The following is a 25,743-nucleotide window of genomic DNA, read 5'->3' as shown; positions in this document are numbered from 1 at the left end:
CTCGCCGACGCAGCGACAGGTAGCGGGTCAGGTTCTCCCGTCGCAGACGCCCCTCGGCCGTGGCGACGTCGTACAGCGCCTCGGCGTCGTCCGCCACGGGCACGGCGTCGAGCGCCGCCCAGAACGCGTCGAAGCGACCCGCGCCACGACCCCTGCCGCCGTTGCCCCTGCCCCCGTTGCCCCCGTTGCTCCCGCTCACGAGCGCGCGAGACACCCGGCGGTAGACGTCCTCGAGCCCGCCGGCCGACCGCTCCCAGCTGAGCCGTTCCGCGTGCTCCCGACCGGCTGCGGCCAGCCCGGCCGCGTACGCCGAGTCCGTCAGGATCCCTTCGATCTCCGCGGCCCACACCGCCGGGTCCCGCGACTCGAGCACGACCCCGGTCTCGCCGTCGACCACGGCCTCGCGCAGTCCACCGGCAGCGGCGGCGACGACCGGCACCCCGAAGCGGACCCCTCGAGCGCCACGAGCCCGTAGGTCTCGGAGTGCGACGGGACCAGCACGGCTGCCGAGCCGCGGAACAGGAACGCCAGGTCGGCCCGTGACTGCGGACCGATGAAGGTGACGCGGTCGGCGATGCCGTGCGCGGCGGCGAGCCGGCGCAGTTCGTCCACGTAGTCGCCCGCCTCGCTCGAGGCGTCCCCGGCGATGACGAGGGTGGGGCGCGCCTCCAGGCTGATGCCGGCGATCGCCTCGATCGCGAGGTCCAGGCCCCTCAGCGGCTGGACGCGTGCCGCGGCGACCACGTAGGGGACGTCGGCGCGGCGCGCCGCTCGCGGCGGGACGGAAGACGGACCCGTCGACGCCCGGCGGGACGATCCAGACCCGGGCGTCGTCGGCGCCGAGCCGGTGGCGCACCGTCGACGCCTTCGGCCTCGGAGACCACGACGACGGCGTCGGACTCGCGTGCCAGCAGTTCCTCGCCGGCGATGCGGCCGGCGGACTCGGGGCGTCTCGCCCTCGGACAGCGGCGTCTCCGGGTCGGCGGCGATGGAGTGGAACGACTGCACGTGCGGGATGCCGCGTTCGCGCGCGACGGGCAGGGCCGCGGCGCCGGAGAACCAGTGGTGCGAGTGCAGCACGTCGAACGGACCGAAGCGCTCGAGCTCGTGGCGGAACGGTTCGATGAACGCGTCGTGCTCGCCCTTCGGCACCGGCTCGGCAGGTCCGGCGGACAGGAACCGCAGGCAGACGCCGGGCACGAGCGACACCGAGTCCGGCTGCGTCGGGGACGAGCGGCGCGTGATGATGTCGACGTGGTGGCCGCGGTCGGCGAGGGCCTCGGCCTGGTGCCGGACGACGACGTTCATGCCGCCGACCTCGCCCGAGCCGGGTTCGTCGCCGGGGGAGGTGTGCAACGACACCAACCCGATGCGCAGGGGTTCGGTGGTGGTGCTCACCGGTCCAGACTAGCCGCGCGGGCGCCGCTGCGACGGGCGCGCGGGCGCCACCACGACGGGCTTCCGGCCCGCCTCGTCCAGCGGGTCTGCCGGGAGGCGCGGGTCGCCTCCCAGGATCTGCACCCGGTCGTCGCCGTGCCGGTCCCAGAACGCCGCGGTCCAGGTGCAGAGGGCGCCGTCCAGCAGGTCCTCCCGGTGCTTGTGGGTCGGCCCGTGGATGCCGGGCTCGGCGAGCCCGGCCGTCAGGGGGTGCGAGTCGAGCAGCAGCGGTGGGTCGAGCGGCGTCTCGCGCAGCCGCCGGACGAGCTCGTCGAACGCCTCCGCCCGCCGCGCCCGGGCGACTGCGGCCGGCACACGCAGGTCGAGGCGCTTGTACCGGGGCCGCTCCACGTCGTAGCCGAGCTCCTCGACCCCGACGAGGGTCGTGTACGGGTAGCACTCGAACGCCACGGGGCCGGTGCGCGCGTGCATCGCCGCGGTGTCCGAGACGTACCCGACGCCCAGCGCGGTGAGCTGCTCGAGCAGGCGGGCGCCGAGCGCTCGCCGCGGAGCCGAGGTTCGTCGGGTTCGCGGCGACCTTCCACCGGCCGTAGCACTGGCCGACCTGCCGCTCGGCCTCGCGGATGCCGGTGGGGTTCGTCACCACGAGCGAGGCGTCGACGGCGATCAGGGTGCGCGGGCCGAGGTGCTCTGCGATCCACTCGGTCACGGCGTCGACCCCGCGAGCCCACCCGGCGTCCGTGATCGTCCCGTCCGCGTCCGCGGCGACGAGGCCGGTCTCGTTCGCGGGCTTCCGCCCGAGCCGAGTCCCCACGCCAGGTCCACTCCGAGGTACACCGTCACCCGTCCATCGTGCACGCTGCGTCGGTCGGGGAGCAGGAATCGTCGGGTGGCCGCGAGCGACCCGACGATTCCTGCTCCCTCGACGGGATAGCCCCTGGGGCACGACGCCCGCGCGCGTGTAGCTTCCCCGAGCATGGCGAGCGAAGCGACGGTGCTGACCGTGCCCGGGCCCGACGGCGACCGCGAGGGTCCGGATCAGCAGTCCGTCCCGCGTGCTGTGGCCGGAGCCCGGCATCACGAAGCTCGACCTCGCGGAGTACCTCGTCACCGTGGGCGACGCCTTCGTCCGGGCGAACGGCGACCGACCGATCTCGTTGCAGCGGTTCCCCGGCGGTGTCGACGGCGAGCAGTTCTTCTCGAAGAACCCGCCGAAGGGTGCACCCGACTACGTCCGCGCCGTGACGGTCACCTACCCGATGCCGGAGCCACCCGCAGCTCGTGATCGACGAGCCGGCGGTGGCCGTGTGGGCGGCGCAGATGAACACGGTGGTCTTCCACCCGTGGGCCTCACGTGCCGAGGACAGCGACCACCCGGACCAGCTGCGGATCGACCTCGACCCGCAGCCGGGGACGGACTTCCACGACACGGTGCCGATCGCGCACGAGCTCCGGAAGGTGCTGGCCGAGGTGGGGCTCACGGCGTGGATCAAGACCAGCGGCAACCGCGGCCTGCACGTGTTCGCGCCGATCCGTCCGGAGCACGAGTTCCTGGACGTGCGGCACGCGGCCGATCGCGGCGGCGCGGAACTCGAACGGCGGATGCCGAACCGGGTGACGACGGCGTGGTGGAAGGAGGAGCGGGGCAGCGCGTCTTCGTGGACTTCAACCAGGCGAACCGCGACCGGACGATGGCGGGGGCGTACAGCCCGCGTACCCTGGCGCATGCGGCGGTGTCCACGCCGATCGCGTGGGAGGAACTCGACTCCGCCGACCCGACGACCTTCACGATCCGGACGGTGCCCGATCGACTCGCGACGACGGGAGACCCGTGGAGTCGATGGGGGAGGACCCGGGGACGATCGCACCGCTCCTCGAGTGGTGGGAGCGGACCTGGAGAACGGCGAGGGCGAGCTGCCGTTCCCGCCGGACTTCCCGAAGATGCCGGGCGAACCGCCTCGCGTGCAGCCGAGCCGCGCGAAGAAGGCCTGAGACCGGAGCTACGCGGCGGCGGTCTCTTCGCCGACCAGCCTCGGTTCCATGACCCGCGTGGTCTGCGTCGGCAGCGAGACGCTGGCGGTGTGCAGCCGCGTCAGTCGCGACCAGGTCCCGCGGTGCGCGTCGCCGATGCCGTCGATGATCATGTCCCGCTCCGTTCTCACTCCTGGCGACCCCTCCGGGCCACGAGGACGAAGTTACTAGTTCGGCTAACTACCTTCATCCTAGTGAGCGTCAATCGGACAGCACAAGCGATCAGTTGAGGACGTCTCGCAGGTCGTAGGCGGCCGGGACCTCCGAGCCGGTCGAACCCGCACGAGCGCGCTTCGCGGTCGGGGCGCCACCGCTCGAACTGCACCGTGTGCCGGAAGCGGTCGCCCTCCATCTGGTCGTACCGGACCTCGAGCACCCGCTCCGGCGCGAGCCGGACGAACGACGTGTCGCGACCCGACGAGAACCGCGAGCGTTCCCCGTCACCGGTGACGGGCCTCCCGTCCGCATCCCGCAGGACCACCGGGTCGAGCTCGACCAACGCGACCCGTCGCTTGTCGGAGAAGGCGGAGACGCCGCCCACCTGTCGCAGCTCACCGTCGTCGCCGTACAGGCCCACCAGCAGGGAGCCGACGCCGGTGCCGCTCTTGTGGACGCGGTAGCCGATCGCGACGACGTCGGCGGTGCGGTGGTGCTTCACCTTGAGCATCGAGCGCTTGTTCGGCTCGTACGGCTTCGCGCGGGGCTTCGCGACCACGCCGTCGAGCCCGGCGCCCTCGAACGTGGTGAGCCACTCGCGGGCGAGGTCGACGTCGAGCGTCGTCCGGGTGACGAAGAGCGGGTCGGACATGCCCGCTGCGAGCGACTCGAGCAGCTCGCGGCGGTCGTCGAACGGGCGGGCGGTGAGGTCGTCGCCGTCGAGCGACAGCAGGTCGAACGCGACGAACTGCGCCGGGGTCTCCGCGCTGAGCTTCGCGATCCGCGAGGCCGCCGGGTGGATCCGCTGCGAGAGCGCCTCCCAGTCGAGCTTCTCGGCGCCGGGCTCACCCGTGCGGAGCACCACCTCGCCGTCGAGGACCACGGGGTGGTCGCGCCCGCCGAACTGCGCCCGGAACGCCTCGACCAGCTCGGGGAAGTAGCGGGTGAGCGGCTTCGCGCCCCGGCTGCCGATCTCGACGTCGTCGCCGTCGATCGTCACGATGCCGCGGAACCCGTCCCACTTCGGCTCGTACCGCAGGCCGCCCTGCACGCTGTCGGGGTCCGGCACGTCCGCGACGGCCTTGGCGAGCATCGGTGCGATCTCCATGGGTCCTGTCTACTCGTCACGACTCCGGGACCCCGCGGCGACTGCCTGGAGGCGCGGATCGCCCCGAGCAGGTCGGCGCGCCTCAGTAGGGTGGTGCGCGTGACGACCGTGCCACCGCCGGCAGCGCCGGCACCGGAACCGATCAGCCCCGTGCAGGCCGCCGCGCTCCGCGACGGGCTCCTGCCACCCGTCGAGGAGGTCCGGCCGGGCATCTGGACCCTCGCCGTGCCCTTCCGGTTTGGTGTGCCCGACGCGACCCTCGTGTACGTGGTCGAGGGATCCGACGGGTCGCTCGCCGTCATCGACCCGGGATGGAGCGGCGACGGGTCGCTCACCGAGCTGCGCGACGGCCTGGCGTCGATCGGGCGCCGCCTCGAGGACGTCTCGCTCGTCGCCGTCACGCACCTGCACGCCGACCACCTGGGCGCCGCGGCCGCGATCCGGAAGGCCACCGGTGCCCGGGTCGCGATGCACCGGCTGGAGGTCGAGGCGCTCGGCCGGGAGCGCGAGGACGCCGTGGCGAACGACGCCGAGATCGCGACGTGGGGCGTGCCAGTCGAGCTGCGGGCCGGCGTGGTCGAGTCATGGGGGAGCGGGCGGCACATCGGCCTCGGGCGGCTCGTGCAGCCCTACGCGGACCTGCTGCTCGAGGACGGCGACGAACTGCCCGTCGCCGGTCGGTCGATCCGGGCGCTCTGGACGCCCGGCACACCGCCGGCCACGTGTGCTTCGTCGACGAGGCCGACGGGTTGCTCTTCACCGGCGACCACGTGCTGCCCCGGATCAACCCCGATCGGGCTCGGCGGACGGACCACCACGAACCCGCTCGGGGACTACCTCGCGTCGCTCGAGATGCTCGCCAGCATGGACCACCTCGAGGTGTGCCCGGGCCACGAGTACCGGTTCCGCGGGGTCGTCGGGCGTGCGCAGACCCTGGCGCGGCACCGCGAGGAGCGGTCGAGGCACGTCGCCGAGGCGCTCGACGCCCTGCACGAGCCGACCCTGTTCGAGGTCGCGGCCCGCGTGCCGTTCAGCGGCGGGATTGGGACGATGACCGGGTTCCTGCTCGCGAGTGCCCTGACGCAGACGGCGTACCACGCGGCGCTGCTCGGTCGGGCCGGCGAGGTCCGCTCCGCCTGACCGGCGTCAGGCGAGGGTGGCGGCCAGACGCTCGAGGGTGGTCTTCGCGTCGGCGAACTCGGCGTGGGCGTGCTCGGCGAGCGGTGCGAGGTCCGGCAGCCGGTCGGCGAGGGTCGCGCTCACCGTGATCGGGTAGAGCTTCATGCCGAGGGCGGTGCCGAGGACGAGGTGCAGGACCGGCGAACCGTGGTCCCAGTCCTCCGTCGGGGTACCGGCGTCGTAGGTGGCGCCGCGGCTGACAACTGTGACCACCGGACGTCCGGCGAGGGGCTGCACGCCGCCGGTCAGGACCCCGGGGATGTGGACGCGGTCGATCCAGGCCTTCAGCGTCGACGGCACCGTGTAGTTGTAGAGCGGCGCGCCGACGACGACCACGTCGGCGGCCAGGAGCTCGTCGATGACCTCCTGGCGGAGCGCGTCGGCCTCGGGCGTGACGGTCTCGTCCGCCGTGCGGAGTCCGCCGCTGCCCAGTGCAGGGCCGACGTCTCGAGGTGCGGCAGTTGGTCGACGTGCAGGTCCCGGCGCACCACGGTGTACTCCGGGCCGCGTGCGCGCCAGGCGTCGGCGAAGGCGGCGGTGAGGGCGCGGGACCGGGAGTGCGCGAGGTCGGCCGAGGAGTCGATGTGCAGCAGGGTGGGCATGCACCCCACGCTACCGATCCCCGACCACCCGGTGACGGGAACGGCCCCGCCGCGCCGTGACCGGAGATCCGGTGCCGGGCGGGGCGGGGCCGAGGAGGGCCTCCCGTCAGCCACGCGGGCACGCGACTGACGGGAGACGTCGGGGGTCAGCGCTGGGCGCGACGGCGGCGCAGCGTGCGTGCGCCGATGAGGCCGATGCCGGCGAGGACGAGACCGAGGGCCCAGGGAGGGCGCTCGTCGAGTCGGTGCCGGTGTAGGCGAGGCGGCCGTGGGTCGTCTGTGCCGCCGGGATCGTCCCGCGCTGCACGGTGCCGATCGGCGCCGTCGTGGTGGGCGTCGTCGGCAGCGCGGCCGGCGTCACCTGCACGTCGAACGACGTGCTGAACGCATCGGCGCTGACGGTGAGACGGTGCACCGAGGCGTGCGGGAAGGTGACGCCGACGAAACCGGCACTGCCGAGCACCGAGTCGGAGGCGACCACGTCGGAGGCCACGTTCGAGCGGACGGCGACGTCGGTCGTGTCGTCACCGAACTCGTCCTCGTCCCCGGCGTAGTTGCCGAACTCGTCGACGAGGTCACCGGACAGCAGCAGCGTGCCGCCCTGCGGGACGGTCGGGGTTCCACCGGGAACCTGCGTGGAGAAGTCCGGATCCGCCTTCCGCATCCGACGAGTACTGGTGCGTCTCGGTGACGATCGAGCCGTCTGCCTTGATGATCCAATCCCTTGAACGAGCCGGAGTGCTCGGCGTCGTCACCGAACCAGTCGCTGGAGAAGCCGCTCTTCACGAAGTCGATGAACTGCTGGCGGTCGACGGCCATGGCCTCGATGCCCACTGGAGCCCCCGCCGCCACAGTGAGGTCGACCGTCTGCGTGATGGTCGCCGTGCCGCTCGTGGCCGTGACCGCGAAGAGGTAGTCCGATGCCTCTTCCGTCATCCCGCTGAGCACACCCGTCTGCGAGTTGAAGGAGACGTTCTCCGGCAGCTGGCCGGAGGGGGTCCCGCCTTCGTGGTCCTCTTCGTCCCCGTCGTAGTAGAACGCGAGGGCGAGGGTGGGCTTCGGGAAGCCGACGGTCCGGAAGGTGTACGAGAACCGCTGCCCGGCGGTCGCATCGATCGTGAGGTCGTCGTCGTCGGCGGGCGTCGTGCCGGCGGTGATCGGCTTCCCGTTCTCGTCGACGAACGCGGGTGCCTGCGTGACGGCTGCGGTCTGGGCGGACTCCGATTCGAAGGCCACGCCGTCCCGGGCGTTGGTCACCGTCACCATGACGACCTTGCCGGCGTCCGCGGTCTTGACGACGTAGGTCGGCCCTTGGCTGACGGCGACGCCACCGACGGTCCACTCGAAGGACAGGTTCGTCGGAGCCGTGAAGCCCGTCGGCTCCGCGGTGAGGGTCGATCCGACTCAAGCCGCAACTCCATTGATGGTGACCGTCCCGCTCGCGGCTGCGATCCGCGTGGGCGTGCGGGGTGCCGCCGGTGCGGTCGAGGACGGCGTCGTCGGCTCGTCCGAGGCGGGCGAGGCCGATCCGCTGGTGGTCGGCTCGGTGGTGGTCGGGACCTGCGCCGGGTCGGTCTGCGGAGCTGCGGGCCCCGTCTGGGGAGTGGTGGGCTGCCCCTGCGGCGCGGTCGACTGCGCCTCGGGGGTGTCTGCGGTGGGCGACGCCGGAACGGACACGGACGGCTCGGTCTCGGCGGCCGACGCGGAGGTCGCCGTCATGATGCCGAGGCCGGTGGTCAGACCGATGAGGAGCGATGGTGGTGCCGACGGCGCAGGCGCGTCGGGCGGCGGATGTGCTGCGGCGCACGTCTTCCCCCAGGTGTTCAGGTCCGGTCGGGTGCCGGATCGTAAGAATCCGCCGAGAGTTCTCGGTCGTGCTCGGATCGTACGGGTATCCGCGCGCGCGGCCGACGGTGCCGGAGCAAATGTGACCCGGCTTGGGGTGGGTGGGGCGTAGGTCGAGGGAGCAGAAATCGTCGGGTCAGCACGAGTGACTCGACGATTCCTGCTCCCTCGACGGGGCGCACGGGGCGCACGGGGCGCGCGGGGGCGCACGCGGTGCACGGGGTGCACGGGGCGCACGCAGCGCGCGCGGCCTCAGCGCTGGAGACGGCGCAGGCGCAGCACGAGCAGCCCCGCCCCGGCGGCGAGCAGCCCGAGCGCCCAGCCGATCGGCCCGCGCTCGTCGGCCCCGGTGTAGGCCAGCTGGCTGCCGGTGCCGGTACCGGTACCGGTGCCGGTGCCGGTGGTGGCGCTCGCCGGAGTGGTGGTCCCCACGCTGGCGACCGGCTGCACGGCGACCACGAACGACGTCGAGACGCCACCCTCGCGGACCGTCAGGCGGTGGTCCGAGGCGTGCGGGAAGGTCACGGACGACACGTACTCCGGGGGAGCCACGTGATCCGGTCCGACCCGATCGAGCTGGTGACGGTCGAGCGCGGGACCCCGGCTCCGGTCCAGACGGTCGTGCGGTTCTCGAAGCGGTCGACCGCGAGGCCGCCGACGTCCAGCGTGCCGCCCTGTCGCACCGGGATCGAGGCGACGGTGCGCTGCGTGGCGGAGCCGGCCGGGCCGTACTGGGTGACGGTGCCGTTCGGCGCGACCGCCCACGACGGGTCCTTCGTCGAACCGGTGGTGACGAACGACGCGACGCCCACGGGCGCGCCGGGTCGCACGGTGAGCCGCACCCACTCCGTCACCTGGGTCGAGCCGCTCAGGGCGACGACCTCGAACGAGTAGGTGCCCGCGTCGGTCGCGGTGCTGGTCAGGACACCGGTCTCGACGTTCACGGACAGGAGCGGCGAGGGGGAGTCCTGGATGGCGTAGGCGACCGCACCTCGAGCCGCCGGTGGTGTGGAACGTGTGGTGAAGGGCGTGCCCGCGGTCGCCGTCAGCAGCAGGGGCGCGGTCTTGGTCGACGGTTCGGTGAACGCCAGGCTGGCCGGCTGCACGGTGAGCCGGATCCACTCGGTGACCTGGGTCGAGCCGCTCAGGGCGACGACCTCGAAGTCGAACGTGCCCGCCGTGGTCGGGGTGCCGCTGAGGACGCCCGTGTCGAGGTTCACCGTGAAGGCCGGGGAGGGGAGTCCTGGATGGCGTAGGCGACCGTGCCGGTGCCACCCGTCGTGTGGAAGGTGTGCGAGAAGGGCGTGTCGACCATCCCGGTGAGGGCGAGCGGCGAAGCCTTCGTCGACGGCTCCGTGAACGCGAGGTCGCTGCCTGCCGCGGTGTCGCGCTGGAGGTCTGGGTCGGTGTCTGGGCCGGTGTCTGGGTCGCGGTCGGCGCGGCGTTCGGCGATGCCGGAGCAGCCGAGGCGACGGTCGCGACGCCCGTCACGGAGGCGACCGTGACGAGGGCGACGGTCGCCCCGATGACGGCGACCCCGCCGGATCGGCGGCATGGTGGGCAGGTGCATGGGATCCCCCTGGGACTCGAGTGTTCCGGAGCGCAACGGTGCGCTGCCGACACCGCTGACAGTACGACCGCGGACCCGGTTCCAGAGCGGTACGAACGTTGCAGTTGCATCACGAAGAACCGGCTCTCACCTGGGGTTTCTCACAGACTGACCGCGCGGGCTCCGGTGTGTTCCCACAGACTGGAGGCGCGGTGCCAGCTGGCACCGCGCCTCCAGTCCGTCAGCCGCTCACCGTCAGCTGCGACGGCGACGCAGGCGGTGCACCAGCAGGCCGCCGCCGGCGGCCAGCAGACCGAGTGCCCAGGCGAGGGGGCCGGTCTCGTCCGCACCGGTGTACGCGAGCGATCCGCCCGCGCCCGCACCGCTGGCGGCCGGGGAGACCGCGACGTCGAAGGCATCCGAGACGCCGTCGAACGTGACCGTGATCCGGTGCAGGGACGCGTGCGTGAACGTCACGCGGTTGCTCCACGACTGCGGCAGGAAGTCGACGCGGTCGGTCGCGACACTGCTCGTGACCACGGGGTGCGGATCGCCGTCCTGCGGTTCCAGCGGGACGGAGGTGTTGCCCCACGCGTCGACGGGCGTCGTCTTGACGAAGAGCGCGTCGCCCTGGTCGACGGGGATCGTGTCGACGGGGGTGTGCGTCGCCGCTTCGCCGAGGCCGTCGATGCGGATGAGCTGCTTCTTCGGTCCGAAGCCCCACACGGTGCCCTTCCCGTCCTCGCCGGTCGAGATGAACGTCAGGATGTTCTTCGTCACCCCCGGGGCGACGGTGAACTGGACCTCCTGCCGGGCGATCTCCGAGCCGTCCGTCGCGACGACCCGGAACCGGTACTCGCCGGCGACCGTCGGGGTGCCGCTCAGCACGCCGGTCTCGCGGTCGATCGTCAGGTGGTCGGGGATGCGGGCGTCGGAGTGCTCCGGGTCGACGTACTCGTCGTCGGCGTACTTGCAGGACGTACCGGACCGGCTTGGTGCTGCCGGTCGCCGTGAAGGTCTCGGAGAAGGACTCACCCGCGGTCGTGCGGAAGGTCTGCGTCGCACCCCCGCCGGTGAACGCGAGGGGCCGGTCGGCGACGGCGACCGGGATCGTCAGCGAGAGGCCCTCGGAGTTCATGGTGAGACGCCGCGAACCCGCGTCGCCGAACGTCACCTTCCACGTGTTCGTCTCGGCGTCCCAGGTGAGGACGTCCGCCGGGTCACTGCTCGTCAGGGTCGACTCCTCCGGCATCTCCGGGCCGTTCAGCGGATTGCCGAGCCGGTCGGTGACCACGGCGCTGAGCCAGAGTGACCCGCCGGGTTCGACCGGGACCGCGTCGATGAGTCCGCCGCCGCCGACCGGGGCGATGCCGCCGTCAGGACCGCCGGCGACCGACCAGGCGGGGTAGTGACCGTCGGCGGTCGAGTACACCTGGGCGCCGATGTGCGAGGCGGCACCGGGCTGGACCTCGACCCGGACCCACTGCGTCGCGGTCTGGCGTTGATCGGTGGCGGTGACGTCGACGTCGATCGAGTCGGGCGCGTCGAGGGTCCCGCTCAGCACACCCGTCTTCTCGTCCCAGTGCAGGCCGTCCGGGGTGGTGTGGGGGTTGAACAGGTACTCGAGCGGGCCGTCGCCGCCGTTCGCGACGAACGTGTGCGAGAACGGTTCACCGGCGGTGACCTGCAGGACGATCCGGTCCTCCGGGCTCGACGCTTCGGACCACGTCACCGGGACGGACGCCGCGGCGGCGGATGCCGCTCCGTCGGGCGCCGGAGTCGTCGCAGCGTTCGTGGGCGTGGCGGCGGGGCTCGGGTGCGGGGTGGGTGTCGGGTCCGTCGGCTCAGCCGGTGCCGGTGCCGGTGCCGAGTCCGAGTCCGGAGCCGGAGCCGGAGCCGGTTGCGCGGTGGGCGCCGTCGGGTCGGCGGCCGTACCCGGTGCGTCGGAGTCGGGCGTGGTGGAGGGCTGCGGCGTCGCTTCGGTCGTCGCGCTGGTCTCAGCCGGTGCCGCGACGGCAGCGGTGGCCCCGATGCCGAACGCGGACGACGCGGCGACGATGGCGACGGCGGCGCCCACTGCGGCGCTGCGTCGGAACGTGGATGTGCAGGACTGCTTCACGGGATCCCCTCGGATGCTGTGGTGGGCAGCCGTTCGGCGCCCTCAACTCAGCAATGTCCGGGGCGACGGGAACCTGACGTGATCACAGGTCACGGATCGGTCACGACCCGCACCGTCGGTCGGGTGGGGTGCGTGGCGGGCCGGCACCGTGCCTCCAGGCCCGATGGCGGGGTCAGTCGCCCACGGTGGCCGCTGCGCGTCCGAGGGCCTCGCGGAGTGCGCGGACCGCCGGGGCCGACGAGCCGGCGGCGCGGACCACCGTGAAGATCGTGCGGCGGGGGCGCTCCGGCAGGTCGACGAGTCGGCAGGTCGTGGTCCGGCCCGTCCACATGAGGTCGGGCATGAGGCTGACGGCGTTCCCGGACTCGACGAGGCGGATCTGGGTCTGCAGGTCGGCGGTCTCGTAGCGGACGTCCGGCTCGAAGCCCCAGCGCCGGCAGACCTGCTCGGCGAAGTGCCGCGAGGCCGTGCCGCGCGGCTCCATGACCCAGGGAAGGGCCTCGGCGTCCTCGATGGAGGAGACCGGCGCGAGGGCGGTGTCGATCGGGGGCAGGGCGAGTCGGACGGCGTCCGTGGTGAGGTCCGAGCGGTCGAGACCGGGCAGGTGCGGTGCGGCGTGCGCCGGGTACTGCTCGGCGATGACCATGTCGAAGTCGCGGGCCCAGGTCTCGTGCAGCGCGGTCTCGGGCTCGCGCTGCACCATCTCGATGCGGACGTCGGGGTGCTGCGTCGCCATGTCGTGCAGCGCGCTCGGCATGAGGGCGAGGGCGGCGGACTGGAACACCGCGACCCGCACGCGGCCCTGGACCGTCGGCATCGTCGACCTCGACCTGGGCCTGCGCCTGGTCGAGCACGTCGAGCACGTGGCCGGCGGCCTGCACCAGCACCTCGGCCTGCGGGGTGAGCTGCAGGCGTCGACCGGCCTTGCGGAGGAGGGGGACGCCGGCCTCGCGCTCGAGCGCGGAGAGCTGCTGCGAGACGGCCGACGGGGTGAAGTTGACGGCCTCGGCGACGGCCGCGCATCGTGCCGCGGATCGACAGCTCGCGGAGGAGGACCAGGCGGCGGACGTCGAGCATGCTGAAACCGTAGTGCAGCTGAACGGTACTCGTCACGAACGGTTGCTTCCGCTACCGCTTCGGGGGCTCCACACTGAAGCCATGACGACGCTGCACGAGGCTGCTCCCACCGACCCCGGCTCTGCTGATTCGGGCTCTGGCCGATTCGGGCGCTGCTCGTTCGGGTGGGTCGGACGCGCTGGCGGACCAGTCCGTTGCGCTCGTGCGGCAGTGGCTGACCGACGCCGAGACCTACCCGGTCGACGGCTCGGCGAAGCAGCTCGCCGGGGTGCTCGCCGACCCCGCCGGTCTCGACTTCGCGGTCGGCTTCGTCGACGGCGTCGTCCGCCCGGAGGACCTCGGCGTCGCCGCCCGCAAGCTCCGACAGATCGCGCCGAACGCGCCCGGCTTCCTGCCGGCACCGCTCCGTGGGCTCGTCCGGCTCGGTGGCGGCATGGCCCCGCTGCTCCCCGGCGTCGTCGTGCCGATCGCGCGGCGCGTGCTCCGCGACATGGTGGGGCACCTCATCGTCGACGCGACCGACGCCAAGCTCGGCCCGGCGATCGCGAAGATCAAGCGCGACGGCGTCCGGCTCAACGTGAACCTGCTCGGCGAGGCCGTGCTCGGCGAGAGCGAGGCCGCCCGCCGGCTCGAGGGGACGCACAAGCTCCTCGCCCGCGACGACGTCGACTACGTCTCGATCAAGGTCTCCTCGACCGTGCACCCGCACTCCCCGTGGGCGTTCGACCACGCGGTCGAGGACATCATCGAGAAGCTCCGACCGCTCCTTCCGCCGGGCCGCCGCGGCCACCCCGGCCAAGTTCATCAACCTCGACATGGAGGAGTACAAGGACCTCGACCTCACCATCGCGGTCTTCACGAAGCTCCTCGACGAGCCCGAGTTCCTGCAGCTCGAAGCCGGCATCGTGCTGCAGGCGTACCTGCCCGACGCGCTCGCCGCGATGGAGCAGCTTGCAGGACTGGTCCGCCGCGCGCCGGGCTCGTGGGGCGCCGGCATCAAGGTCCGCCTGGTGAAGGGTGCCAACCTGCCGATGGAGCAGGTCGAGGCCTCCGTGCACGGCTGGCCCCTCGCCACGTGGCACACCAAGCAGGACTCGGACACCAACTACAAGCGGGTGCTCGACTGGGCACTACGCCGTCGCGCATCGAGAACGTGCGGGTGGGCGTCGCCGGGCACAACCTGTTCGACGTCGCGCACGCGTGGCTGCTCGCCGGTCAGCGTGGCGTCCGTGACGGCATCGAGTTCGAGATGCTCCTCGGCATGGCGCAGGGCCAGGCCGAAGCGGTCCGCAAGACCGTCGGTTCGCTGCTGCTCTACACGCCGGTCGTGCACCCGGGTGAGTTCGACGTCGCGATCGCCTACCTGATCCGCCGGCTGGAAGAGGGGGCGTCGCAGGAGAACTTCATGTCCGCGGTGTTCTCGCTCGTCTCCTCGCCGACGCTGTTCGCGCGTGAGGAAGAGCGGTTCCGCGCGTCGCTGGCGCCGCTCGCCACGCCCGAGGGCCTCGCGGCTCCGGCGTCCCACCGGGTCGCCGACCGCTACGCGGCCGTGTCACGTCCGAGCGTCGGACACTTCGAGAACACCCCCGACACCGACCCGTCGGTCGCCGAGTTCCGCGCCTGGGGTGACGCCATCACCGGTCGGATCGCGTCGTCGACGCTCGGCACCAAGGCCGTCCAGGAGGCCCGACTCACCTCCGCCGAGCAGCTCGACACCGTCCTGGGCCGGGTCCGCGCCGCGGGCGCCGCATGGGGAGCGTGGCCGGGAGCGGCTCGCGCCGCGGTCCTGCACGCCGTGGGCGACGCGCTCGAGGCGAACCGGGCATCCCTCGTCGAGGTCATGGCCTCCGAGACGGGCAAGACCATCGACCAGGCCGACCCCGAGGTGTCCGAGGCGATCGACTTCGCGCACTTCTACGGTTCGCTCGCCGAATCGCTCGACGCCGTCGACGGTGCGACGTTCACGCCCGCCGCGCTGACGCTGGTCGCGCCGCCGTGGAACTTCCCCGTCGCGATCCCCGCCGGCTCGACCCTCGCCGCACTCGCCGCCGGGTCCGCCGTCGTCCTGAAGCCCGCCCCGCCCGCCGAGCGCTCGGGTGCGGTGCTCGCCTCGATCATCGAGACCGCGCTCGACGCCCACGGTGCCCCCGCCGATGTGCTCGCCTTCGTGCAGGTGTCGGAGAACGACCTCGGCCAGCAGCTCATCGCGTCGCCGATGGTCGACCGCGTGATCCTCACCGGCGCGTACGAGACCGCCGAGCTCTTCCGCTCGTTCCGGCCCGACCTGCCGCTGCTCGCCGAGACCTCGGGCAAGAACGCGGTCATCGTGACCCCGTCCGCCGACCTCGACCTCGCCGTGAAGGACGTCGTCGCCTCGGCCTTCGGGCACGCGGGGCAGAAGTGCTCGGCGGCGTCGCTCGTCGTGCTCGTCGGCTCCGTGGCGACCTCGCGGCGCTTCCGTTCCCAGCTCATCGACGCGGTGTCGTCGCTCACGGTCGGCTACCCGACGGACCCGACCACGCAGATGGGGCCGGTGATCGAACCCGCAGCCGGCAAGCTCCTCGACGGCCTGACGAAGCTCGGCACGGGGAGACCTGGGCGGTCAAGCCGGCGAAGCTCGACGACAGCGGCAGGCTCTGGAGCCCCGGGGTCCGCGACGGCGTCCGGCGTGGTTCGGCCTTCCACCGCACCGAGTACTTCGGCCCGATCCTCGGCATCATGACCGCGGCCACCCTCGACGAGGCGATCGCGATCGTGAACGAGGTCGACTACGGCCTGACCTCGGGCCTGCACTCCTCGACCCGGCCGAGATCGGCACGTGGCTCTCCACGATCGAGGCGGGCAACCTCTACGTCAACCGCGGCATCACCGGCGCGATCGTCCGGCGTCAGCCGTTCGGTGGGTGGAAGAAGTCGGCCGTCGGCGCCGGCACGAAGGCGGGCGGGCTGAACTACCTGGTCGGGCTCGGCTCGTGGTCGGTGTCCGAGGCCTCGGTGGGGTCCGCTCCGTCCGCCCCGGTCGCCGCGTTCGTCCGTGCTGCGGGGGTCGCCTCGCCGGTGCTCGACCGGGCGCTGGCGTCCCGACGAGCACGCGTGGACGTCCGTGTTCGGCACGGCCACCGACGTCTCGGCGCTGTCGGCGGAGCGGAACATCGCGCGGTACCTGCCGTATCCGGGTGTGCACGTCCGGCTGGCGTCGACGTCCGACTCGGCTGCCGAGGGTGCCGTCGCCGATCTCGTCCGGGTCGTCGCGGCCTCGGTCCGCGCCGGCACCACGATCGACGTCTCGACCGCTGCGGCGCTCCCCGCCGCCGTGACGTCGGCCGTCCGTGCGCTGTCGAACGTCCGCTCGCTCACGACCGGGCAGTCCGACGACGCCTTCGCTGCTGCGGTGGCGAACGGGCCGTCCACGCGTGTTCGGCTCATCGGCGGGGGCGTGTCCGCGCTGTACACGGCGGTCGGCGGTCGTCCGGACGTCGCGGTGTACGGGGAGCCCGTCACCGAGGCCGGTCGGGTCGAGATGCTGCCGTTCCTCCGCGAGCAGGCGGTGTCGATCACGGCGCACCGCTTCGGGACGCCGAACCACCTCACGGACGACCTGATCTAGGCGCACTTCGTCGAACCACGGAACCGACGTCGAACCACGCTGCAGGGCTGGTTCGACGTCGGTTTCGTGGTTCCACGCGTGCTGCCTGTGGTCCCGCCTGTGGTCCCGCCGTGGCGGCGCCGTGGTCGTGCCGTGGTGGCGCCGTGGACGCGGTGCGCATGTGGTGCGCGTGTGGTGCGCCTGTCCGGTCTCCGCGCCGGGCGAGGCTGCTCCGAGGTGATGAGGGTTGCCTCGGATTCGCGCCGCAACCACGGTGCGCCGCCGATTCCCCGTCGGGCCGACCTCTGAGGAGCTCACACCATGACCGAACCCTTCGCCCGTCCCACCGCCCTGGCCCACGTCCGCGTGACCGTCACGGACATCCACCGCAGCAAGGCGTTCTACCAGCAGCTCCTCGGCACGGACCCGGCGATCGACTTCAGCGACCAGGTCGACGAGCCCGGCGTGCGCGAGGACCGGGAGCGCTTCTACGGCGGGGCGGTGTTCCGGCTCGGCGACCAGGTCTTCGGCCTGCGCCCGGTGGCGCCATCGGGGCAACGGTTCGACCCGGACACGGTCGGCCTCGACCACGTCAGCTTCGTCGTCGGCTCGGTCGACGAGTTGCACCAGGCCGCCGCTCGCCTCGACGCCGCCGGGGTCGAGCACGGAGAGGTCACCGACCTCGGCGATGCCGGCATGGTGATCCTGTCCGTGCAGGACCCGGACGACATCAACCTGGAGCTCGCCGTGCTCAAGGGCTGAAGGGCTGGCGGGCGTCTACGCTCGTCGTATGCGCATCGTGTACGCCGTCGGTCGGGCGCTGGGCTTCGTCCTGACCACGATCGCGAAGGTCATCGGGACGTGGAACGATGCGAAGCCCGCGGGGGACGACGCTGCCGTCCGGCTCAACAACCCTCGGCGCGAGGACTACCGACCCTGACGTGCCGCATCGCACCCCGTGGCGGACATCGCGCCCCGAGGTGCGGGGGTGCGATGTGCGTGTGGGGGTGCGATCGGCCAGCGGGGCGGCTCGGCCGGCGATCGCTGGCGCGCGGCATTCCGCCCCGACGCCCAACCGAGAGTCTTCCCGAACCACGGAATCGCGCGGCACGGGGTCTCTTTGGTTCCGTGGGGCGGCCCGGCGGGACGCGGCCCGGCGCGCGGGTCAGTCGGCGGGGACGGCGGCGGGCGCCTGCATCCTCGTGGTGACGACTTCGCGCAGGGGCGCCGGCAGCGGGATCGGTCGGCGTGCACCCTCACGGTCGATGATCACGTGCACGAACTCGCCCGTTGCGAGCAAGGCTCCGTCGGACTGTCGGAACAGGCCGAACTCCCACGACAGGCTCGTGTTCCCGAGGTGCTTCGACCGCATTCCGACCTCGATGACGTCCGGCCACACGGCGGACTCCACGAACCGGCAGCTCGACGACACCAGCACGGCGATCCACTCGGACGTGAAGGGGTCGAGACCGGCTTCCTCGCGGAACCAGTACGTCGACGCGTTGTCCATCGCGCTGTAGTAGATCGTGTTGTTGACGTGGCCGAACATAGTCGTTGTCGTTCCACCCGCGTGGGGTAGGTGCGGCGGAACGGGTACTCGTCGATGGTCATCGGTCTCCGATCGATGGGGTGGCGGGGGCCACTGCGGTGACAGGGGAGCGTGCGGCATCGGTGGCGCGTGGGGGTCGGGGCGGAGCACGTACTCGAACGCGGCACGAGCCCGTTCGGGGTTCGGTGTCTCGCCGGAGATGAACTCCGCGTAGGTGAACGACTCGGAGATGCGGACGAGCAGCCGTGCGAGCTCCTCGGCCGACAACGGGCCGGGATCGAAGGTACCGGAGGACTGCTCGTGCTCGATGAGTGCGGTGACCCGACCGACGAAGCGGCTCTGCACGTCGCTGTCCGTCGTGGTGAGGAGCCGCAGTGCCCGCGCGGGCTCCCGGGTCAGGAACGAGCGGAAGTACCGCGCTTCGATCAGGTCGGCGGTGAAGCGATCGAGGACGTCGACGATGCGTGCGGCTCCCGCGGACCCGGCGGCGTCGGCAGCGCGGGCCGCGCCGTCGAGCGTCGGTACTGCGAGGGACCACAGGATCTCGGAGAGCAACCGGTCACGGTTGCCCACCCACCGGAAGAGCGATGTCCTGTCCACGCCGAGCGAGGCAGCCAAGGCGCCCATGTCGATGCGCGAGCCGGCGATGAAGGTGTGGCGTGCCTCCCGGAATGCGCGCAGCGCAGAATCCGATGTGTACACGCGAGCCTCCCTTGCAACGTTTCCGAGAATGATGCATCGTGGTCCTCATGTCAACGACGACGTCCACGACCGCGCTGCTCGAGTCCGACTTCTACCGTTTCCAGGAGGGGCTGACCGAGCAGGAGCGCGAGTCCCTCGGACGGCTGCGCACGTACCTCGAGTCCGAGGTGCGCCCGATCGCCGACGACTACTGGGCGCGCGCCGAGTTCCCGATGCAGGTCATCAAGCCGCTGTCGGAGCTCGGTATGTACGGACCGGGCGTGCCGCTGGTGCGGCAGTTCGAGAACTCCGCGGTGTACCGCGGGTGGGCGGCGCTCGAGCTCGGACGGGTCGACGCCAGCGTCGCGACGTTCATCGGCGTGCAGTCCGGGCTCGCGATGAACTCGATCGCCGTCGCCGGCAGCGAGGAGCAGCAGCAGGAGTGGCTCCCGCCGATGGCCCGCGGCGAGCTCATCGGCGCCTTCGGCCTGACCGAGCCGCTCTCCGGCAGCGACTCCGCACGGGGCCTCCGGACCACGGCTCGGCGCGAGGGCGACGAGTGGGTGCTCGACGGTGAGAAGCGCTGGATCGGCAACGCGACCTTCGCCGACGTCGTCGTCATCTGGGCGAAGGACGTCGCGGACGACCAGGTGAAGGGCTTCCTCGTCACGACGGACACGCCGGGCTTCGCCGCGACGAAGATCGAGGACAAGATCGCGCTCCGCGGAGTGCAGAACGCCGACATCGTCATGCAGGACGTCCGGGTGCCGGAGTCGCGTCGACTGCAGCGTGCCGAGTCGTTCCGCTCGACGGCCGAGGTGCTGCGCCTGACCCGCACCGAGGTTGCCTGGCAGGCCATCGGCATCGCGGTCGGCGCCTACGACGCGGCGCTCGACTACGCGCGCACGCGGATCCAGTTCGGCAAGCCGATCGCGTCGCACCAGCTCGTGCAGGACCTGCTCGTGAAGTCGCTCGCGAACATCACGGCGTCGATCGCGCTGTGCACGCAGGCGTCGGCGATGCAGGACGCGGGGACCGGCGCGGACGAGCACTCGGCGTTGGCCAAGGCGTTCGCGACGGCGAAGATGCGCGAGACCGTGGGGTGGTGCCGCGAGGTGCAGGGCGGCAACGGGATCGTGCTCGACAAGGGCGTCGCGCGGTTCTTCGCGGACGCCGAGGCGATCTACTCGTACGAGGGCACGCGCGAGGTGAACACGCTCATCGTCGGGCGGGCGATCACGGGGCAGGCAGCGTTCGTCTGAGCGCTGCGCGGGTGCGGCGCCGCGCGCTCGTGTCGGCTTGTGTCCGCGCATATTTCGACGTTCCACCAGTCGATCGACGCGTGCGGAGTCGCACCATGCTCACGCATCTGATAGCCGCGCATGTTCCGACATCCCACCGGTCGATCGACGGGCGTCCTGTCGTTCGATGTTCACGCATCGTGTGCGTGTGCATGTTCCGACGATCCACGAGTCAATCGACGAGCGCGAAGTCGCAGACGGCGCGCTGTGCAGCCGTGTCGGTGCGCCGCCCCCGACCCACCCAGGTGCTACCCGAGCAACTCCGGCCGCTTCCACTCCTCGCCGAGCACGTGCTGCGCCAGGAACGCGAACACCGTCTCGTACCAGACCACCGCGTGCTGCGGCTTGAGCACCCAGTGGTTCTCGTCCGGGAAGTACAGGAACCGGTGCGGCATCGTGCCGTCGGCCGCCGCGTGGTGCTCAGCCAGCTCGGACCAGAGTCGCAGGCCCTCGCCGATCGGCACCCGGTAGTCCTTGTCACCGTGGATCACGAGCATCGGTGAGGTGATGTCCGCGACGAACCGGTGCGGGTCGTTCTCGTGCAGCCCCTGCTCGTCGAAGATCGACTGCCAGTACTGCGACATGTCCGTGGTGCCGTTGAACTGGTCGAGCGCCCAGAGGCTGGCGTGCGTGACCACAGCGCGGAACCGGTCGGTGTGCCCGGCGACCCAGTTCGACATGTAGCCGCCGAACGAGCCGCCCATCGCGGCCGTGCGGGTCTCGTCGATGTCGGCCCGTTCGACCACGGCATCGGTGATCGACAACAGGTCGGTGTAGGGCGCCTGCCCCCAGGCGTTCCAGCCGCGGTTGATGAAGTCGAGACCGTACCCGGTGGACAGCGCCGGGTCCGGCAGCAGCACGGCGTACCCGCGCGCCGCGGCGAGCTGCGGGTTCCACCGCCACGACCACTGGTTCCACGAGTTGAGCGGTCCGCCGTGGATCCAGAGCAGCAGCGGGTGGGGGCCGTCGCCGTCGGGCAGGACGAGCCAGCCCCGCACGCGGGAGCCGTCCGCGGCGGTGGTCGAGACCTCCTCGAGGCGTCCGGGGACCTCCGGCAGGGCAGCCGGCGTCGCGAGCGTGGTCACCGCGCCGTCCGCCGCGATGCGGACGGGGTGCAGCGGGGCCTGCCAGGAGGCACGGAGCGCCACGACCGCGCCCGTCTCCTCCGCCACGCGCAGGCTCGAGTACGCCCAGTCGTCGTGGGTCAGCGTACTCGACGGCGCCGCCGTCGACGGGGATGCTGAAGACCGGCGCCCGGCCGTCCTGGTCGGCGGTCGCGAGGATCGCGGCGTCGCCGTGTGCGAACACGAGCTCGTTCGGCCAGCGGTCCCAGTCGGTCGCGATCCGCCGGGCACCGGACACCGTGGTGCCGTCGAGGTCGGCGACCCAGATCTCCTGCTGCGTCGCGCCCTGCGGCGTGAACCGCGGCGTCCGGATCCACGCGAGCGTGCGCCCGTCGTGGCTGAGGGTGGGTGTCTCGTGGTCGACGTCGTCGTCGCCGAACAGCACGGTGCGCTGGCCGCTCGCGACGTCGAAGGCGACGATCGTCGAGCGCGAACCACGTGCTTCCTGCACGGCGACCGTCGCGACGACCACCGCGCCCTCCGGGGTGACCGCCCCGGAGACGTGTTCGAGGGAGCGCGCCGGTGCCGGTGTGAGGTCGACGGGGGCGGGGAGGTGTGCCGGGTAGGCGGCCTTCGTGTCGCCGTCGGGGCCGTCGTCGGACGGCGCCGGGGTGGTGTCGGCTTCGCGCAGGGTGGCGAGGTCGAGCGTCAGCACGTGGGTCTCGTCCGGACCGAGGTCGTGGTCCCAGAAGCGGACCGGGTAGGTCTCGTGCAGGATCGCCTGCACCTTCCGGTCCGTGCGGCGGCCGCGGAGCTCGGCGTCGGCGGTGACCACGCCCGTGCGGTCCGTGCCGGCGCCGGGCAGGAGCGCGGCGGTCACGGCGACGGTGTCCGCCGCGGTCGCGGAGCCGAGCACGCCGCCGATGCCGCCCGTGAACCGGGTGACCGGCTCGGGCTCGCCGCCGGCCGCGGGCAGGACCCAGAGCTGCGGTGCGTCGGTGTCCTTGTCGCCTTCGCCGTCGGGGCGCCCGGAGACGAAGAGCAGGTCGCCGTGGCGCGTGAACGAGACGCCGCCCTCGCCCTTGACCGAGCGGGTGAGGCGGACGGGCGGCACCGGCGGCGGCCGTCCCGTCGTCGGTGCCGGGCACGGCCCAGATCGACCGGCGGTACCCGGTGCCGTCGGCGTCGAGCACGCTGACGGTCAGGGCGACGCGGGAGCCGTCGGGGCTCACGGCGATGCCGTCGACTCGGGGGAGGGCGGTGAACTGGTCGAGATCGGAGAACGGCGTCGTCATGCCCCACGCTATCGGCGCACCGGACACCGCGGCCGACACCCCCGGTCCTGTGGACAACACACGCATGTGGACGACTCGCGCATGTGGACAACACGCGCATCTGCACGACACGCATGTGGACAGCAGCGGACTCACGCCCAGAACGCGGCGATCCCCTCCGCGACGGCGCTGCCCTGCGTGTGCCCGGCCTCGGCCGACGGCGCCTGCGTCGCGAGCGACAGCGAGTTCGTGCCGAACGCCTGCTGCGCGGTGCTGTCCGCCACGACCACCTCGACCGAGCTGCCGCCGGCGCGGAGCCCCTCGACCGCGATGTCGAGCCACGGCCCGAGCGGCGACGGCCCCTCCGGCCCGCAGGCGATCACGAGGACACGCTCGTACCCGGCGGCGACGTCGGAGTTCGTCGCGGAGCGCAGCCCGCCGTCGTAGTACGGCCGGCCCTCGAGCCCGACGGGCGACCACACGAGCGGTACCGAGCAGCTGGCGGCGACGGCACGGGGGAGCGGGACGTCGTCGCCGGCCGTGAGGACCTGGAACCCGCCGTCGGTCGCGTCGATCGTCGTCAGCGCCGAGCGGCTTCGCGGGCCACTCGGTCGACGGCAGCACCCCTCGGTGAACGTCGCCACGCGCTCGTCGTCGGTCTGGCCCGTGGTGGTCTGCTGCGCGAGGAGTCCGAGTCGCGCGCGGGCGTCCTGCTCGGAGGTCGCACCCTCGAGCACCGCCCCGATGCGCTGCTGGAAGTCCTCGCCGTCGATGGCGACGGGCTCCTCGTACGTCGTCGGGACGGGCGCGTGCTGCTGGTCGTACGCCTGCTGCACCCCGCCGTGGCGGACGAACGTACCGACGACGCTGCCGGCGCTGGTGCCGACCACGAGGTCGGCGGCGTCGAGGTCGACCCCGGCCTCCTGGAGGGCGGTGAGCACCCCGAGTTCCCAGGCGATGCCGGCGACGCCGCCACCTCCGAGGACGAGTGCTCTGGTTCCGGGGGGCAGGGAGGAGACGTCGGTCATGCGTCCTGCTTACCAGGCCGCGGTGACGCGGTGGTGGCGACCGGCGACGGACTGGAGGCACGTGGCGGCGCCGCCACGCGCCTCCAGTCCGGTGTCCGAGCGTCACAAGCCCGTGGGCCGGACCACAGGACAGCTCAGGCCGCGCCGTGGCTGGCACGACTGCGGCGGGAGAGGGAGTCGATGATCACGGCGAGGAGGAGCACCGCGCCGGTGATCATGTAACGGATCGACGAGTCGAGGCTGAGCAGCGTCAGGCCGTTCGAGATCGACTGGATGACGATGATGCCGAGCAGGGCCGACCACGCGCTGCCACGGCCACCGAACAGGCTGGTCCCGCCGATGACGGCCGCCGCGATCGCGTTGAGGTTGGTGTCGCCCGCACCCGACGACAGGCTCGCCGAGTTCAGGCGTGCCGCCGCCAGGATGCCGCCGATCGTGGCGAACAGCGACGTCAGCACGAACACCGAGATGTAGATCCGGTTCACGCGGATGCCGGAACGACGTGCCGCCTCGAGCGTTGCCGCCGACCGCGAACACCGACCGGCCCCAGCGGGTGCGCTTCAGCACGAAGTTCATCAGCACGACGAGCACGACGAAGAACACGAACGAGGTGCCGGTGCCGAAGTCGCGGGACAGGTACCAGACCATGAGGCCGAGGCCGAGGAACAGCGCGACGGACTTCGCGATCGTGAGTGACATCGCGCCGGTCGACAGGCCGGCTCGGCGACGGCGGGCGGCGCGGCGGACCTCGGTGAAGAACAGGCCGCCGGCGGCGACCGCGGCGAGCAGGTAGGCGAGCCACGGCGGCAGGTACGACGCCGACGCGAACTGCACGATCGGCGAGGAGTACGGCAGGTTGATCGAGCCGTTCGGGCCGAGGATCAGCAGTTGCAGGCCGAGGAACCCGAGCAGGCCGGCGAGCGTGATCACGAAGCTCGGCACGCCGAAGCGGGTGAACAGCAGGCCGTACAGGAGGCCGGCAGCCGCACCGACGGCCAGCGCCACGACGAGGACGAGCCAGAGCGGCCAGCCGAGCGTGGTGAGGCCCTGCCCGAGGATCGCGGCGGCCAGACCGCTGACACTGCCGACGGACAGGTCGATCTCGCCGAGGAGCAGGACCAGCACGATGCCGATCGCGATCGTGCCGACCGCCGCGCACTCAGGGCGAGGTTCACCAGGTTGCCCGGGGACAGGAAGTCGGGGGAGAGCGCCTGGAACACCGCCCAGATGACGATGAGGCCGACGACCACCGGCAGCGAGCCGATGTCACCGCCGCGGACCCGGCGGACGAACGCCTTCGCGGCGCCGCCGATGCCCTGGTCGCGCAGGAGCCGCTCGTCCTGCAGGTCGGCCGCCGACGGGGTCGGGGTCGCCGCGGTGAGGGTCTCGTCGGTCTTGCTCATGCTGTCGTCTCCTGCTCGGTCCGGGCGGCCGCGCGGCGCGTGACGGCGTTGTCGGTGGCACCGGTGATGGCGGCGATGATCTCCTCGTAGGAGACGTCGTCGATGCGGAACGTGCCGTTGTTCCGACCGAGGCGCAGCACGGCGACCCGGTCGGCCACCGCCTGGACGTCCGCGAGGTTGTGGCTGATGAGGACGACCCCGAGGCCGCGCTCCCGGAGTCGCTCGACGAGGTTGAGGACCCCGGCGGTCTGCGCGACGCCGAGGGCTGCCGTCGGCTCGTCGAGGACGACGACCTGGGGGTCGCCGATGAGCGAGCGGGCGATGGCGACCGTCTGCCGCTGACCGTCGGACAGTGAGGCGATGGGGATCCGCACCGACGGGATCCGCGCCGCGAGCTGCTGGAGGAGCTCCCACGAGCGGCGTTCCATCTCCTCCTCGTCGAGGAAGGGGTGGGCGATCTCGCGGCCGAGGAACAGGTTCGACACGACGTCGAGGTTGTCGGCGAGGGCGAGGTCCTGGAAGACGGTGGCGATCCCGAGCGTCTGCGCCGCCGCGGGGTTCGGGACGGTGACCTCGTCACCGCCGAAGGTGATCTCGTGCCGCCGTCCGGCGTGTAGACCCCGGCGAGGATCTTCACGAACGTCGACTTGCCGGCACCGTTGTCGCCGACGATGGCGATCACCTCGCCGGGGTACACGTCGAAGTCGATGTCGGTGAGGGCCTGGACGGCGCCGAACCGTTTCGTGATCCCCCGAGGGACATCACCGGCTCGGCTGAGGGGTGTGCTGCTGGTG

General features: G+C 72.1%; 19 protein-coding genes and 10 pseudogenes. 12 read left to right on the top strand and 17 right to left on the bottom strand.

Annotated elements, in window-relative coordinates:
* Positions 1–334: 334 nt before the first annotated feature.
* A pseudogene (locus ACZ8AI_RS05735) lies at positions 335–1,308 on the bottom strand (glycosyltransferase); the annotation flags it as partial.
* Positions 1,309–1,407: 99 nt separating this feature from the next.
* Positions 1,408–1,869 (bottom strand): hypothetical protein, encoded by a 462-nt coding sequence (locus ACZ8AI_RS05730; protein ID WP_464857169.1) that lies wholly within the window; start codon positions 1,867–1,869, stop codon positions 1,408–1,410.
* Positions 1,870–2,374: 505 nt separating this feature from the next.
* On the opposite strand from ACZ8AI_RS05730, the pseudogene ligD reads away from it, so the two are divergent.
* A pseudogene (gene ligD / locus ACZ8AI_RS05725) lies at positions 2,375–3,390 on the top strand (non-homologous end-joining DNA ligase).
* 8 nt (positions 3,391–3,398) lie between these two features.
* Here the strand turns inward: ligD and ACZ8AI_RS05720 are convergent.
* A complete protein-coding gene (locus tag ACZ8AI_RS05720; RefSeq protein ID WP_464857167.1) occupies positions 3,399–3,542 on the bottom strand; it encodes a hypothetical protein in 144 nt (47 codons plus the stop codon).
* Positions 3,543–3,651: 109 nt separating this feature from the next.
* Positions 3,652–4,693, bottom strand: a pseudogene (locus tag ACZ8AI_RS05715) (ATP-dependent DNA ligase).
* Between the two features lie 99 nt (positions 4,694–4,792).
* Here ACZ8AI_RS05715 and ACZ8AI_RS05710 point away from each other — a divergent pair.
* The gene (locus ACZ8AI_RS05710) at positions 4,793–5,833 is read left to right on the top strand and encodes an MBL fold metallo-hydrolase (RefSeq protein WP_464857165.1); all 1,041 of its coding nucleotides are present in this window, start codon (positions 4,793–4,795) and stop codon (positions 5,831–5,833) included.
* A 6-nt stretch (positions 5,834–5,839) separates the two neighbouring features.
* Here the strand turns inward: ACZ8AI_RS05710 and ACZ8AI_RS05705 are convergent.
* Positions 5,840–6,474: pseudogene (locus ACZ8AI_RS05705) on the bottom strand (FMN-dependent NADH-azoreductase).
* A gap of 106 nt (positions 6,475–6,580) precedes the next feature.
* On the bottom strand, positions 6,581–7,138 hold the full coding sequence (locus ACZ8AI_RS05700; RefSeq protein WP_464857222.1) for a hypothetical protein: 558 nt from the start codon (positions 7,136–7,138) through the stop codon (positions 6,581–6,583).
* 60 nt (positions 7,139–7,198) lie between these two features.
* On the opposite strand from ACZ8AI_RS05700, the gene ACZ8AI_RS05695 reads away from it, so the two are divergent.
* The gene (locus tag ACZ8AI_RS05695; protein ID WP_464857220.1) at positions 7,199–7,390 is read left to right on the top strand and encodes a hypothetical protein; all 192 of its coding nucleotides are present in this window, start codon (positions 7,199–7,201) and stop codon (positions 7,388–7,390) included.
* On the opposite strand, the pseudogene ACZ8AI_RS05690 reads toward ACZ8AI_RS05695, so the two are convergent.
* A pseudogene (locus tag ACZ8AI_RS05690) lies at positions 7,381–7,590 on the bottom strand (putative Ig domain-containing protein); the annotation flags it as partial. The gene ACZ8AI_RS05695 and the pseudogene ACZ8AI_RS05690 sit on opposite strands and share 10 nt — an antisense overlap.
* Here ACZ8AI_RS05690 and ACZ8AI_RS05685 point away from each other — a divergent pair.
* Positions 7,556–7,777 carry a hypothetical protein gene (locus ACZ8AI_RS05685; protein WP_464857218.1) on the top strand — a complete coding sequence of 74 codons (222 nt, stop codon included), beginning with the start codon at positions 7,556–7,558 and terminating at the stop codon, positions 7,775–7,777. The pseudogene ACZ8AI_RS05690 and the gene ACZ8AI_RS05685 sit on opposite strands and share 35 nt — an antisense overlap.
* 794 nt (positions 7,778–8,571) lie before the next feature.
* Here the strand turns inward: ACZ8AI_RS05685 and ACZ8AI_RS05680 are convergent.
* The 4 genes from ACZ8AI_RS05680 to ACZ8AI_RS05665 all read right to left on the bottom strand — a co-directional run bounded on the left by ACZ8AI_RS05680 (position 8,572) and on the right by ACZ8AI_RS05665 (position 10,903).
* Positions 8,572–8,844: a hypothetical protein gene (locus ACZ8AI_RS05680; protein WP_464857163.1), complete on the bottom strand. Its 273-nt coding sequence runs from the start codon at positions 8,842–8,844 to the stop codon at positions 8,572–8,574.
* On the bottom strand, positions 8,841–9,539 hold the full coding sequence (locus ACZ8AI_RS05675) for a hypothetical protein (RefSeq protein WP_464857161.1): 699 nt from the start codon (positions 9,537–9,539) through the stop codon (positions 8,841–8,843). The genes ACZ8AI_RS05680 and ACZ8AI_RS05675 overlap by 4 nt, the downstream gene beginning before the upstream one ends.
* Positions 9,536–9,889, bottom strand: a complete 354-nt coding sequence (locus tag ACZ8AI_RS05670; RefSeq protein ID WP_464857159.1) for a hypothetical protein — start codon at positions 9,887–9,889, stop codon at positions 9,536–9,538. The genes ACZ8AI_RS05675 and ACZ8AI_RS05670 overlap by 4 nt, the downstream gene beginning before the upstream one ends.
* 234 nt (positions 9,890–10,123) lie before the next feature.
* On the bottom strand, positions 10,124–10,903 hold the full coding sequence (locus ACZ8AI_RS05665) for an Ig domain-containing protein (protein WP_464857157.1): 780 nt from the start codon (positions 10,901–10,903) through the stop codon (positions 10,124–10,126).
* Between the two features lie 575 nt (positions 10,904–11,478).
* Between ACZ8AI_RS05665 and ACZ8AI_RS05660 the strand changes: the two genes are divergently transcribed.
* On the top strand, positions 11,479–12,069 hold the full coding sequence (locus ACZ8AI_RS05660) for a hypothetical protein (RefSeq protein ID WP_464857155.1): 591 nt from the start codon (positions 11,479–11,481) through the stop codon (positions 12,067–12,069).
* Positions 12,070–12,159: 90 nt separating this feature from the next.
* Here the strand turns inward: ACZ8AI_RS05660 and ACZ8AI_RS05655 are convergent.
* Positions 12,160–13,064 (bottom strand): annotated as a pseudogene (locus ACZ8AI_RS05655) (LysR substrate-binding domain-containing protein).
* Positions 13,065–13,879: 815 nt separating this feature from the next.
* Between ACZ8AI_RS05655 and ACZ8AI_RS05650 the strand changes: the two are divergent.
* The 6 genes and pseudogenes from ACZ8AI_RS05650 to ACZ8AI_RS05625 all read left to right on the top strand — a co-directional run.
* Positions 13,880–14,158: pseudogene (locus ACZ8AI_RS05650) on the top strand (proline dehydrogenase family protein); the annotation flags it as partial.
* Positions 14,047–15,786, top strand: coding sequence for a proline dehydrogenase family protein (locus ACZ8AI_RS05645; protein WP_464857214.1), 1,740 nt, complete (start codon positions 14,047–14,049; stop codon positions 15,784–15,786). The pseudogene ACZ8AI_RS05650 and the gene ACZ8AI_RS05645, both read left to right, overlap by 112 nt.
* Positions 15,738–15,949, top strand: a pseudogene (locus tag ACZ8AI_RS05640) (aldehyde dehydrogenase family protein); the annotation flags it as partial. The gene ACZ8AI_RS05645 and the pseudogene ACZ8AI_RS05640, both read left to right, overlap by 49 nt.
* 217 nt (positions 15,950–16,166) lie before the next feature.
* Entirely contained in the window at positions 16,167–16,670 is a 504-nt protein-coding gene (locus ACZ8AI_RS05635; protein WP_464857153.1) for a hypothetical protein, read from the top strand.
* A 300-nt stretch (positions 16,671–16,970) separates the two neighbouring features.
* Positions 16,971–17,411, top strand: coding sequence for a VOC family protein (locus ACZ8AI_RS05630; protein WP_464857151.1), 441 nt, complete (start codon positions 16,971–16,973; stop codon positions 17,409–17,411).
* Between the two features lie 28 nt (positions 17,412–17,439).
* Entirely contained in the window at positions 17,440–17,589 is a 150-nt protein-coding gene (locus ACZ8AI_RS05625) for a hypothetical protein (protein WP_464857149.1), read from the top strand.
* Positions 17,590–17,814: 225 nt separating this feature from the next.
* On the opposite strand, the gene ACZ8AI_RS05620 is transcribed toward ACZ8AI_RS05625, so the two are convergent.
* The gene (locus ACZ8AI_RS05620; RefSeq protein ID WP_464857147.1) at positions 17,815–18,900 is read right to left on the bottom strand and encodes a QsdR family transcriptional regulator; all 1,086 of its coding nucleotides are present in this window, start codon (positions 18,898–18,900) and stop codon (positions 17,815–17,817) included.
* 47 nt (positions 18,901–18,947) lie between these two features.
* Between ACZ8AI_RS05620 and ACZ8AI_RS05615 the strand changes: the two genes are divergently transcribed.
* Positions 18,948–20,141, top strand: coding sequence for an acyl-CoA dehydrogenase family protein (locus ACZ8AI_RS05615; RefSeq protein ID WP_464857145.1), 1,194 nt, complete (start codon positions 18,948–18,950; stop codon positions 20,139–20,141).
* A gap of 287 nt (positions 20,142–20,428) precedes the next feature.
* On the opposite strand, the pseudogene ACZ8AI_RS05610 reads toward ACZ8AI_RS05615, so the two are convergent.
* The 4 genes and pseudogenes from ACZ8AI_RS05610 to ACZ8AI_RS05595 all read right to left on the bottom strand — a co-directional run bounded on the left by ACZ8AI_RS05610 (position 20,429) and on the right by ACZ8AI_RS05595 (position 25,711).
* Positions 20,429–22,539: pseudogene (locus tag ACZ8AI_RS05610) on the bottom strand (S9 family peptidase).
* 131 nt (positions 22,540–22,670) lie between these two features.
* Positions 22,671–23,546, bottom strand: a complete 876-nt coding sequence (locus ACZ8AI_RS05605) for a patatin-like phospholipase family protein (protein WP_464857143.1) — start codon at positions 23,544–23,546, stop codon at positions 22,671–22,673.
* 102 nt (positions 23,547–23,648) lie between these two features.
* The gene (locus ACZ8AI_RS05600; protein WP_464857141.1) at positions 23,649–24,671 is read right to left on the bottom strand and encodes an ABC transporter permease subunit; all 1,023 of its coding nucleotides are present in this window, start codon (positions 24,669–24,671) and stop codon (positions 23,649–23,651) included.
* A 274-nt stretch (positions 24,672–24,945) separates the two neighbouring features.
* Positions 24,946–25,711: pseudogene (locus ACZ8AI_RS05595) on the bottom strand (ATP-binding cassette domain-containing protein).
* Positions 25,712–25,743: the final 32 nt, after the last annotated feature.

This window comes from Curtobacterium sp. AC273, from assembly GCF_979253735.1.
The sequence above is the reverse complement of the archived record's forward strand: the minus strand, read 5'-3'. Positions and strand labels throughout refer to the sequence as shown.